Below are 12,556 nucleotides of genomic sequence, written 5' to 3' on the forward strand. Positions count from 1 at the left end.
AATATTACTTAAGGAATTTAAAAAAATGAAGAAAATACTAATTAACAGTAAAAATAGCGAAGAAATTAGAATTGCTACTTTAGATAACGGTAAACTAATTGATCTAGACATTGAAAACGTTGATAGAGAACAAAAAAAAGCTAATATCTACAAAGGTTATATTTCAAGAATAGAACCAAGTTTGAATGCTATTTTTGTAAATTATGGTGAAGAAAAAAATGGTTTTTTACCATTCAAAGAGGTATCTGAATACTATTTAAAAGATACTCCTACAGGTGAAAATATTGCTCATCTTTTATCTGAGGGTCAAGAACTAATAGTACAAATAGACAAAGAAGAACGTGGTGATAAAGGAGCTGCTTTGACTACTTTTATTACACTAGCTGGCTCATATATGGTGCTTTTACCAAATAACCCTGAAGGTGGTGGTATTTCACGTCGTGTTGAAGGTGAAGAAAGAGAAAGGTTAAAAAAATATCTCAAAGATTTAAATATCCCTAAAAACATGAGTGTAATTGCTAGAACGGCATGTGTGGAGTGTTCTTTTGAGGAGTTAAAATATGATTTTGATACACTAGTTGAATTATGGCAATCTATCACACAAGCTTACCATAAGATAAAAAAACCTGCTCTACTTCATAAAGAAAGCGACATTATCGTTAGAACTGTTAGAGATCATTTAAAAGAAGATGTAAAAGAGATCATAATAGATAGTAAAGAATGCTTTGATGATGTCAAAAGGCAACTTAGCTTACTAAGACAAAGCTTTGACACCAACAAGGTTAAATTATACAATGAAGAGCTACCTTTATTTACTCAACATGGTATTGATCAGCAAATAGAAAATGCTTACAAAAGAGAAATACGTCTACCTTCAGGTGGTTCTATAGTAATAGATACAACTGAAGCTTTAGTGGCTATAGATGTAAATTCTTCCAGATCTAATAAAGCTGAAGATGTTGAAACTACAGCCTTTAAAACAAACTTAGAAGCTGCTGAGGAAGTTGCTAGGCAACTTAGAATCAGGGATCTTGGTGGACTTGTAATTGTCGATTTTATTGACATGTCTTTTTATCAAAATAGAAAACAAGTTGAAGAAAAGCTTATGGAAGCTTTACAGCAAGATAGAGCTCGTATTCAAATGTCTCGTATTTCTAAGCTTGGACTTATTGAAATATCAAGACAACGTCTAAGCTCGTCTATAAATGAAAGTGTTATGCAAAAGTGTCCACGTTGTGAAGGTCATGGTTTTATTAAGACCACTCAAGCTACAGCTCTTACAATATTACGTAAAATTAGAGCTGAAGCCATGAAGGATGATACTAATGAAATTCGCGTACAAGTTCCTGTAGATATAGCTGCATATATACTAAATGAAAAAAGAGAAAATATAGTTGATATCGAAAGAATATCTAATGTTAAAGTCATGATTATTCCTAACTTTAATATGGAATCTCCTAAGTTCCAAATGCAAAGAATTTGGGGTGCAAGCTACAAATCAAATCGTACAAGCCCAGAGCTTATAGAAGATGTATATAACCTTGAAATACCAAAAGCTGGTAAGAAAAAAGTCGCAGCTGTTGATTTAACTAAAGCTGTTGAAACCAAAGTTTCTGAAAAAAAAGAACAAAAACAAGAAGATAAAAGCTATCAGCCCAAAGAATCTAATACTAATTCTAATACTAATAATATTAAGAAAAAAAGCTTATTTGCTAAATTAGCAAATGTCATCTTTGGTACTAAAGATAGTGCAAAAACTTCTGAAACTGAGCTGAATAAGAAAAAAGATGATAAAAATCATCAGCAAAGAAATAACCAACCTAATAAAAATAAAGAAGATAAAGCTGTCGAGAAAATTGAGCTCAACAAACCTCTAAGTAATACAACTAGAGATAACAATAGTAACGGTAATAATAAAAAAAACCGCCATGAGCGTGATAATCAACATCACAAAAAAAATAGTTACAACAATGAGCGTAATGATCGTAGTAATAAAACTAAGAAAAATGATGATACTGATAAACGCCCACCCAACAAAAATAATAGCAGGTCTAGCAACATAAACATTAACGACGCTGAAGAAGTGGTTAATATAACACAATTAAAGTATGAAACTCAATCTATTGACAATAAAATAGACCTTGTTAAAAAAGTTATCTCAAAGAACCCAGATGAGTTTGTCTCTGTTATGGTTAAAGATATTTTAGATAACTATAATAGTTTAAAGTGTGATGGCGCTAAGAAAGTAAAAACCGAAGAAAAGGTTGAAACTCAAAAATACCTAAAATTTGACACTGTTTCTGTTGACGCAGAATTAGCTAATGTTACTAAAAATGTAAATGAAAAAGAAACTCAAATCAGTATTGAACCTGAAACAAGTTCTAAAGAGCAAACTTTTATTGAAACTACTGAAGGACCTAAAGATACAAAGAAAACAGAAGTTAAAAAAACTACTCTAGCAACCAGTGAAGAAAAAGTAGATACAAACTTAGAAGAAAAAGGCTTTAATAAAAATACAAAAGCAAAAGCAGATTCTTCTAAAAAAATCACAAAAGCCGCAAAGCCTGCTAAAGAAAAAGCTGAAAATAAAAAAGTAAAGCAAGAACCAGCTGATGGATTTATAAATTATTCTGCTGCTGTGGACTTTGAATCTCAAAAAATAATATAAGGGTTAATGATGTTACAATACCCCCATATAGACCCTGTTGCCCTACAGTTAGGACCAATTAAAATTCATTGGTATGGGTTGATGTATCTAATTGGCATTCTTGCTGGTTGGTTTCTACTTAAGTATAGAGCTAAAAGAAAGTCTTGGTCTCCAGTTAAACCTGAGCAAGTTGGAGATTTAACCTTCTATATAGCTCTTGGTGTAATTTTAGGTGGGAGAATTGGTTATATAGTTTTCTATAATCTCTTATTTTATATACATAATCCTCTAAATATGTTTTCTTTATGGGATGGTGGTATGTCGTTCCATGGTGGTTTTATTGGTGTATTAGTAGTTTTTGGTATATATGCAAAAAAGCATAATATTAACTTTTTTGATCTTGGTGAATTTGTTGCACCAGTAATACCGATAGGTCTAGGTGCTGGTAGAATAGGTAATTTTATCAATGGTGAACTTTGGGGGAGAGTTACCGATTCTCCTATAGGCATGATTTTCCCAACTGGAGGCCCTCTACCAAGATACCCTTCTCAACTTTTTGAATTTTTGTTAGAAGGTGTGGTTCTTTTTAGTATCCTTTGGATTGTAACTATAAAAAAACGTCCTAGATATTTGGTACTAGGTTTATTTATGTTTTTATATGGATCTGCTAGATTTATTTGCGAATTTTTCAGACAACCAGACCCGCAGTATGGTTACATTTTCTTTAATTGGGTAACTATGGGGCAAATATTATCTGCGCCTATGGTTTTATTAGGAGCAACAATCTTAATCGCTGTGTTTGTTAAAACTAAAGGTAAAAAACATGCGTGAATATTTAAATTTCCTTAGATATATCAAAGAAAATGGTACAGATAAGGGAGATAGAACTGGTACTGGTACAAAAAGTATTTTTGGATTTCAGATGCGTTTTGATTTACAAAAAGGGTTTCCTCTTGTAACTACTAAAAAGATTCATCTACCAAGTGTTGTTCATGAACTGTTATGGTTTATAAGCGGTGATACAAACGTTAAATACCTTAACGAAAATAAAGTAAGAATATGGAATGAATGGGCAACTGAAAATGGTGAGCTAGGTCCAATATATGGTAAGCAATGGCGTGATTTTAATGGTCAAGGAGTTGACCAAATTGCTGAAGTTATAGAGCTTTTAAAAACTAATCCTAATTCACGTAGAATATTAGTGTCAGCTTGGAACCCATGTGTGGTACCTAGTGAAAAACTTTCTCCTCAAGAGAACGTAAAAATCGGTAATTCTGCCCTCCCACCATGTCATGCTATGTTTCAGTTTTATGTAGCTGATAATAAACTATCCTGTATGCTTACCCAGCGTAGTGCAGATGCATTTTTAGGCGTACCTTTTAACATTGCTAGCTATTCACTACTTACACATATGGTAGCACAACAATGCGATTTAGATGTTGGTGAGTTTATATGGTCTGGTGGAGATTGTCATATCTATAATAATCATATAGATCAAGTTAACGAACAACTTAATCGTACACCTCTAGAGCTACCAACCCTAAAGATTTTGAGAAGACCAAACTCTATTTTTGATTATAAGTATGACGATTTTGAGTTTGTAAATTATAATTACCACCCTGCTATTAAAGCAAAAATATCTATATAAAGGAACGATTCTCCAATGAACCAACTTTCACTTAGTAAAAAGAAAATTCCTATATTATTGCTCGAAGGGATACACAGTAACGCTATAGAATCTTTTAAAGCTGCTGGTTATGAGAACGTTGAACTTTTAAATACCGCTTTAGAAGGCCAACAGTTAATAGAAAAATTAAAAGACTTTAAAATAGTTGGCTTACGCTCACAAACTCAATTAACTAAAGAAGTTTTAGAAAATTCTAAGCATCTTACAGCTATAGGCTGTTTTTGTATCGGAACTAATCAAGTAGATTTAAAGGCTGCTCAACAGTTAGGTATACCTGTTTTTAATGCTCCTTTTTCAAATACACGAAGTGTTGCGGAATTAGTTTTAGCTGAAGCTATCTTACTAGTAAGAAATGTCATAGACAAAAATGCTAAAGCTCACCGTGGTGAGTGGTTAAAATCAGCAGAAAATGCCAATGAAATTAGAGGCAAAACTTTAGGAATAATTGGCTATGGTCATATTGGTATGCAACTTGGAATACTTGCTGAGAGTATTGGTCTAAATGTTATATTTTATGATATTGAAGAAAAACTTCCTCTAGGCAATGCTACCCAAGTTTCTAACTTAGAGAAACTACTGAAACAGTCTGATATCATATCTTTACACGTGCCTCAATTATCTACTACTAAAAATATGATTTCGTATAATGAATTTAGCTTAATGAAAAATAATTCTGTAATTATAAATGCTTCACGTGGTAATGTTATAGATATTGATGCATTAGTTAAAGCTTTAGAAACTAAAAAGCTTAAAGGAGCTGCTATAGACGTTTTTCCTAAAGAGCCCTCTTCTAAAAATGAAGTTTTTGACAGTCCTTTAAGAAATTTTGATAATGTATTTTTAACACCACACATTGGTGGAAGCACTATAGAAGCTCAAGAAAACATAGCAAACGAAGTTAGCGCCAAACTTATCAAATACTCTGATAATGGTTCTACTTTAAATGCTGTAAATTTCCCAGAATTATCTCTACCACTCCACACTAACAGCCATAGAATTTTGCATATACACCAAAACATTCCTGGTATAATAAATGAGCTAAACAAGATTTTAGCTGAGAAAAATATAAATGTTGAAGGACAATACCTTAGAACATTAGAAAATATAGGCTATGTTGTTATGGATATTCGTTCAACGGATAATCAAGCAAAAGATCTTGTCGAAGAATTTAAAAAAGTAAAAGCAACTATACGTGCACGTTATTTGATATAGATGGCAGCTATCAACAAAGCCGAAATTGTAAAAGAAATAACTTCTCTAAATCCTTCACACATCATTATAGGATATAGCGGTGGAGTTGACTCTAGTGTACTTTTAAATATATCTGCCGCAACTAACATACCTATAGTAGCAATCTATATTAACCATGGTATTCATCCACAAGCTGATAATTGGCAAAATCATTGTCAACAGACATGCAAGCACTACAAAGCTGAATTTATAGCTCATACTCTTGATAAAGCTCCTAAATCAGAAAGCTTTGAAGCATGGGCTAGTAAGCAAAGGATGATTTTCTTCCAAAAGACAATGTCTAACTACCCTAACCCTCTACTACTATTAGGACATCACCTAGATGACCAAGCAGAAACTTTTTTATTACAAGCTATTAGAGGTGCTGGGCTTGCTGGGCTTTCGGCTATGCCGCGTTATAAAAAATTAAATAATGGAGCGCTTCTAAGACCACTACTTAACTACCCTAAAGCTGAAATAGAAAAATTTGCTATAAACAATAATATTACTCATATATATGATAACAGTAATCAAGATAATAAATATCGTCGTAACCTGATACGTAACCAAATCATCCCAGTATTAAAGGAGTTTAATCCAAGTATAAGTAAAACTCTTTCTCGCAGTGCAAGTATTTGTGCCCAGAGCAATAATATTTTAAACAAATTGCTTGCAGAAAAATTAACAGAAATATCAGATAATAAACATATCAACGTAGACTTACTAATAAAACTTGATAAAGATGTTCAAACTAATTTACTGCATTTATGGTTTAAAAACAATACTCATTTAAGTCTAAAAGCCAACCAACTTGATACTATTATTTTGAGCCTCAATAGTAACCAAGTAACTACTGGATGGCAACTTGATATAAATTACGATTACAAGCTAGTTGTAGAATATGGTTTACTAAAGATAAACCAGAAAGTTTTAACAGAACCTCCTACAGATAGACAGACCGTCATAAATTGGCTGGAACAATGTTCTGATGGAAAAAAAGATTTCACCAAGGTAGTTATTAGAGATAGAAAAAGTTCAGATAAATGTAAATACATAGGAAGACATAAAACTAATAATTTAAAAGTCCTTTTTCAAGAGCTGAAAATACCTGCCGAAAGTAGACATAAAGCAAAAATTATTCTATTAGATAATGAAATAATTGCCATATATCCTTTTTTTATTTGTGGTTAGAAAGGTTAAATTATGCTATAACAATTCGTTTCTCAATTAAGTTCTCAAAGATTTTAAGATAGCATCTTTTGTTATTACCTTTAGCTGATGTATTTCTTCTTTTGTAGAGTTTAAAGGTGGTAGCCAATATATAGTATTTCCTAGCGGCCTAAGTAATGCACCAATTTTTACAGCCTCACGATAAACATCTAAGCCAAACCTACTTTTATTCACATCTAAATCAGCTGCTATTATAGCTCCTATATTTCTAATATTTTTTAAAATAGGTATTTCTTTCTGTATTTCTAAAAATGATTCTAAAAATGATTCCTCAAGTTTTGATACGTTTTCTAAAATCTTCTCTTGTTCAAAAATGTCTATCACTGCGTTTGCACAAACAGCACCTAAAACATTGCCACTATGCGTATGTGAGTGCAAAAATGCTTTAGTTAAATCATCACTATAAAACATTTTATAATATTCATTCTTTGTTACAACCACGCTAAACGGAAAATTTCCCGAAGTTAAGCCTTTTGATAAACATAAAAAATCAGGTTGAACGTCTAAATATTCAAAGGCAAACATCTTACCAAGACGCCCTATTCCGGTCATAATTTCATCAAAAATTATAAAAATATCATTTTCTTTGCACCATTTACAGAGTCTGTTTAGATAGTCTTTGCTATATATTAACATCCCCCCAGCGCCTTGGCATAATGGTTCTACTATTAAAGCATTTATATTATCTTTATGCTGCTCTAGATATTTTTTTGATTCTAGCCAGTAAAGCTCTGCATTCTCCCATAATGGATCATTTTTTCCTGTTACATAAGGGATACCCTTTAAAATAAAGCTTTCAAATAATAATGCTTTATAAGGTTCTGAATATAAACTACAATCACTAACACTCATTGTAGCTAATGTTTCACCGTGGTATGAATTTTCTAAACATAAGAACTTAGTTTTATTACTTTGGTTATTAAATTTTCTAATATGCGTGGTCATTTTTAAGGCTATCTCAACTGCACAAGAACCATCGCTAGCATACAGGGTTTTATCCATGTTAGTTAGCTTACATATTTTTTGACTAAAAGTATTTATTTCATTATTTGTGGTATTTGCAAATATAGTATGCTCATACTTATCTAGCTGATCTTTTAACTTACTAATTATACTTGGATGCCTATGACCTAATGATTTACACCACCAACTAGAGGTAGCATCAAAGAGCTCTCTATTATCTTTAGTATAAATGTATCTACCTTGTGTTTTTATGACTTCTAAAGGTGGGATTCTTTCAAAATCTTTCATTTGGGTGCATGGATGCCATATATTTGTACTATAAGTCATTTGTAAACCATTATTAGATATTAAAGTTGACAAATATTATACACGCAAGATAGAATTGTTCACAATTACAAATTACAATAAAAAAACATGACGTTAGAACAAATACAAGAGATTTATAATAAACCACTGACGGAACTAATTTTCCTTGCTTTAGAAACACATAAAAAACATTTTACTAATGATATTGAATTATGTTCGCTAAAGAGTATCAAAACTGGAGCTTGTCCAGAAGATTGTAAATATTGCCCACAAAGTGGACATTACAATACCAATATAGAAAAACATAAGCTTTTAGATAAAGATGAGATCTTAAAAGAAGCTCAAAAAGCAAAATCTAATGGTTCAAAAAGATTTTGTATGGGTGCTGCTTGGAAAAGTATACCTAAAAAAGACTTAGATAAAGTAGCTGAAATCATATCTGAAGTTAAAGGATTAGGTTTAGAAACGTGTGTCACATTAGGAAGCATAAGTAGTGATGAAGCAAATTTATTAAAAGAAGCTGGTCTTGATTACTATAACCACAACTTAGATACGTCAAAAGAGTTTTATCCCAACATAATATCAACGCGTAAATTTGAAGAAAGGATAGAAACTATTAGAAATGTAGCTAATGCTAATATCAATGTTTGCTGTGGCGGCATTCTAGGTATGGGAGAGTCTTTAGATGATAGACTAAATCTACTATTAGAACTTTTAAATTTACCAGCAGTTCCTAAAAGTATACCTATTAATACATTAATCCCTGTTAAAGGAACCCCTTTAGGTGATAAATATTCACAAGCCCAAGTTGATAATCTTGATTTGGTTAGATTTATAGCAACCACCAGAATCTTATTTCCACAAGCTAGATTAAGACTTTCAGCAGGTAGAGAGCATATGTCTCTTGAAACTCAAACTCTTTGTTTCCTAGCTGGAATAAATTCTATATTTTATGGCAATAAGTTACTTACTGAAAATAATGCTTCTATCAACTCTGATAAATATCTAATATCTAAACTTGGCTTACACTCTAATGCTGTTGCTTAATTATAGGTAATTATGGAACATTTAGAAAAAAAATATTTTGAATATCAGCAAGCTAATTTGCTAAGGGAGCTAAAAACTTATAAAAATAGTAACGATATTATAGACTTTACTACTAGTGATTATTTAAATCTATCTAACTCACAAAACCTTGAAAAAGCCTTTACCCAGGGATTCAGAAAATATGGTTTTGGAAGTAAAGGTTCAGCTATAGTTTGTGGGTATAACGATAGCATTAAAGAGTTTGAACGGATATTTTCTAACTTTGTAGGTTACCCTCAGGCTATATTCTTCAATTCTGGTTTTATGGCCAATTTAGCCGTCTATTCGACTTTATTTACTAAACAAGATACTATTTTTACAGACAAAAATATTCATGCCTCTATCATTGATGGAATTAAACTTTCAGAAGCAAAACTTAAAAGGTATAAACACCAAAGCACAGAACATTTAAAAACCATCTATGACCATAAGAGTTTTGTAATCACAGAAGGAGTATTTAGTACTACTGGCAGCATTACGGATTTAAATAAAATATCTAGCTTTATAAATAATAATAAACTTGTTGTAGATGAAGCACATAGTTTTGGAGTTATTGGTAATCAAGGTTCTGGCTCTATTAATTATCACAATTTAAGTCATAAAGAATGTCCAATAGCAGTTTTTCCTTTAGGCAAAGCTTTTGGTGGGGTTGGTGCTGTCGTATGCACTACCAACAAAATAGCAAATTATCTAATACAGTTTGCTAGACATTATATCTATACTACCGCCTTACCTGCTTTAATTTTAGAAGCATCAATGATTCAATTAGAAAACTTAAAAAATGCAAATATTCAAAGAGAGAATTTAAAAAATAACATTTATTTTTTTAATAGCTTGTGTCAAGAAAAAAACTTAAAACTAGTATCTGATGACGCCTCTCCTGTTAGAAGCATTTTAATAGGAGATTCTAGCTTAGCTATAAAACTAAAAGATGATTTAGACAAAAATAATATAGCTGTATCATGCTTTAGATATCCAACGGTACCAAAAAACCAATCATTACTTAGGTTCTCAATACATGCAAATAATACATTTGAAGAAATACAAAAAGCTCTAACTATTTTATCTAAAGGTATCTAGCAATGGATAAATACAATAAGATTAAGCAAAATTTCTTTTATGCCAATGAATACTCGAATAATGCAACTGTACAAAATCTAGTAAGAAAACAACTTCTAAATATAAGTTTAGAATTTGTTAATACTCCAGTGAATAACATTTTATGTCTTGGTATGAGAAGTACTTCAGAACTCTTAGAACTAAATAATATGTTTCAACCAAATACACTTGATATTGTTGATTTAGCCCTGCCAAATTTATCTAATTCACAAGTATATAAGGATAAAAATATAAACCTTTTTGAACTAAATTTTGATCAAGATTTACATTTATTGACTAAAAACTACGATCTTATTTTTTCTAATATGTCTTTTCAATGGAGTAATAACCTAAACAATTTAATATCCAATTTAAAAAGAAAGCTAAATAATAAATCTTTGCTAACTTTTACTACTTTACTTTCTGGAAATTTCCATGAAATTTCAAATATTTTAAGAGTAAATAAAATGCTTTCAAAAGATACTACTATTAAAATAATTAAGGATAATAAACTAGAATGTTTATATAACAAATCATTCTATCTAACTCTTAGATTTGAGAATTTTAAAAAATTAACTACACACCTTAAAAATACAGGAGTAAATACATATACAGGTTCATTAAATAAGGTAAGTTTTAGTACCATAAAAAACCTCTACAAGCAATCTAATGACTGTAAATTAACTTACCATATTGGTTTATTTATATGCTACAAGGAGTAATTTATGAAAAAATTTTTTATAATAGGGACAGACACAGAAGTAGGTAAAACATATATTTCAACAAACCTAATAAAAGCTTATGAATCACAAGGTATAAACTCACTGTGTTTAAAGCCTGTAGCTTCAGGAAAAAGTGAAACTTCTGATTTAGCAGAAGATGTTGAAAGCATTTTAAATGCTTATAATTATAAATTCACTGCTGAGCAAATAAACTTAATTTCATTTGATCAGGCTATAGCACCACATATAGCTGCCATGAATTTAAACAAAAATATTAATCTAACAGAACTTAACCAATTTATTACAAACAAATATAGTCATAATTATGATATTTTACTTATAGAAGGTGCCGGAGGATTGCTTACACCTTATTGTAATAAGCTTACACAACTAGATTTAATAAAATCTTTACAAATACCTGTTTTATTAGTTTCTAGTATAAGAGTTGGTTGTATAAACCATACATTGCTGACAATCAATGAGTTAAAGCGTCATAATATTAATTTAAAAGGTTGGGTAGCTAATTGTAATAGTCAAAAAACACTCCATATTAATGAACAAATACAAACAATAGAACAACTATCTAATGAGAAATGTTTAGCAAGAATAGACAAAGACAGTAATTATCTAGATTTTATTGAGTTGTCTAAAATACTAATCTCTCCTGAAGAAAAAGTATAAGTATTATTGTTAGATTCAACAATTATTTCACCAATATCAGATAAATCTTTGTAGCTACAATTTGAAAAAACCTTATCTCCTATTTTTAGTGAAAAGGTTTTATCTTTTAAGTAGTTTATCTTCTCATAGTCTGGTTTAAAATAAGCAAATCCTTGTTTAATAAAGATATCTAGCTCTTGCTGGATATCTTTAATTAGCTCAATTAGCAGCCATGTTCTATCAATATGTTTCTTTGATTCTAACTTTAAAGAAGTCCATTGGTTTGCTATATCTTCATTTTTCTGCATATTTACATTTAAGCCAAAACCAATAAATAGTTTTGCTTTATCATTAATTTCAGCAAAAATATTTATAATAGTTCCGCTAACTTTTTTATTGTTAATAAAAATATCATTAGGCCACTTTAATTTAGGTTCTAGCCCGAATCTGGCTAACGCTTTAGCAATGCTTATCGATATAACTAAAGACAAACCTGTTAATCTTGACACATCTAACTCTACAAACTCAAGCAAAGTACAATATATATTCTTACCAAAAGGAGAACTCCAACTTCTATTAAACCTACCAAAACCACTAGTCTGATGCTCTGCTATAAAGATAGTATTTTTGCTAAAATCACCTTGGCTTTCTATAGCATATTTAGATGTTGAATCTATCGAATAAAAATATATAACTTTATCAAAAACTTTTTCTATTTTATTTACATCAATTAAATCTAATTTTTCTTCTAATAAATAGCCTATTTTGGGATTAGAAAAAATATTTATTTTATATTTGTCTTTTAGTTTTTTTATATTCTTAGATACAGCTGCTCTTGTAATTCCAAGCTTATTTCCTATCTCTTCCCCACTTACATATTCTTTGTCACTTAAGAAATTAAAGATTTGCTGTTGAGTTTTGTTCATA

At 30.6% G+C, this 12,556-nt stretch carries 11 protein-coding genes; 9 read left to right on the forward strand and 2 right to left on the reverse strand.

The genetic code is table 11. The features are described from left to right. Positions 1 to 25: 25 nt before the first annotated feature. From E3E15_RS04475 to tilS, 5 genes are read left to right on the forward strand one after another with little or no spacing between them, the layout of a single operon-like run. Positions 26 to 2,668 (forward strand): Rne/Rng family ribonuclease, encoded by a 2,643-nt coding sequence (locus E3E15_RS04475; RefSeq protein WP_172106741.1) that lies wholly within the window; start codon positions 26 to 28, stop codon positions 2,666 to 2,668. 9 nt (positions 2,669 to 2,677) lie between these two features. After that, positions 2,678 to 3,478, forward strand: a complete 801-nt coding sequence (lgt, locus tag E3E15_RS04480; RefSeq protein ID WP_172107236.1) for a prolipoprotein diacylglyceryl transferase — start codon at positions 2,678 to 2,680, stop codon at positions 3,476 to 3,478. Beyond that, positions 3,471 to 4,295, forward strand: a complete 825-nt coding sequence (locus E3E15_RS04485) for a thymidylate synthase (protein ID WP_172106742.1) — start codon at positions 3,471 to 3,473, stop codon at positions 4,293 to 4,295. Before lgt ends, E3E15_RS04485 begins: the two co-directional genes overlap by 8 nt. A 15-nt stretch (positions 4,296 to 4,310) precedes the next feature. Next, positions 4,311 to 5,546: a phosphoglycerate dehydrogenase gene (serA, locus tag E3E15_RS04490; RefSeq protein ID WP_172106743.1), complete on the forward strand. Its 1,236-nt coding sequence runs from the start codon at positions 4,311 to 4,313 to the stop codon at positions 5,544 to 5,546. Next, positions 5,547 to 6,755: a tRNA lysidine(34) synthetase TilS gene (gene tilS / locus E3E15_RS04495; protein WP_172106744.1), complete on the forward strand. Its 1,209-nt coding sequence runs from the start codon at positions 5,547 to 5,549 to the stop codon at positions 6,753 to 6,755. 36 nt (positions 6,756 to 6,791) lie between these two features. Here the strand turns inward: tilS and bioA are convergent, their stop codons facing one another. Further along, positions 6,792 to 8,084, reverse strand: coding sequence for an adenosylmethionine--8-amino-7-oxononanoate transaminase (bioA, locus tag E3E15_RS04500; RefSeq protein ID WP_172106745.1), 1,293 nt, complete (start codon positions 8,082 to 8,084; stop codon positions 6,792 to 6,794). A gap of 87 nt (positions 8,085 to 8,171) precedes the next feature. On the opposite strand from bioA, the gene bioB reads away from it, so the two are divergent. The 4 genes from bioB to bioD are packed head-to-tail and all read left to right on the forward strand — an operon-like array spanning position 8,172 to position 11,650. Beyond that, entirely contained in the window at positions 8,172 to 9,110 is a 939-nt protein-coding gene (gene bioB / locus E3E15_RS04505; protein ID WP_133941712.1) for a biotin synthase BioB, read from the forward strand. A 12-nt stretch (positions 9,111 to 9,122) separates the two neighbouring features. Beyond that, a complete protein-coding gene (locus E3E15_RS04510) occupies positions 9,123 to 10,229 on the forward strand; it encodes an aminotransferase class I/II-fold pyridoxal phosphate-dependent enzyme (RefSeq protein WP_172106746.1) in 1,107 nt (368 codons plus the stop codon). Between the two features lie 2 nt (positions 10,230 to 10,231). Beyond that, complete coding sequence (locus E3E15_RS04515; protein ID WP_172106747.1) at positions 10,232 to 10,969, forward strand: methyltransferase domain-containing protein; 738 nt, start codon at positions 10,232 to 10,234, stop codon at positions 10,967 to 10,969. A gap of 3 nt (positions 10,970 to 10,972) precedes the next feature. After that, positions 10,973 to 11,650: a dethiobiotin synthase gene (gene bioD, locus E3E15_RS04520; RefSeq protein ID WP_172106748.1), complete on the forward strand. Its 678-nt coding sequence runs from the start codon at positions 10,973 to 10,975 to the stop codon at positions 11,648 to 11,650. Here bioD and E3E15_RS04525 read toward each other — a convergent pair. Beyond that, positions 11,593 to 12,555, reverse strand: a complete 963-nt coding sequence (locus E3E15_RS04525) for a biotin--[acetyl-CoA-carboxylase] ligase (RefSeq protein ID WP_172106749.1) — start codon at positions 12,553 to 12,555, stop codon at positions 11,593 to 11,595. The genes bioD and E3E15_RS04525 overlap by 58 nt on opposite strands. Between the last annotated feature and the right edge of the window lies 1 nt (position 12,556).

Origin of the sequence: Allofrancisella frigidaquae, from assembly GCF_012222825.1 — a bacterium.
In the GTDB taxonomy this organism is placed as follows: domain Bacteria; phylum Pseudomonadota; class Gammaproteobacteria; order Francisellales; family Francisellaceae; genus Francisella; species Francisella frigidaquae.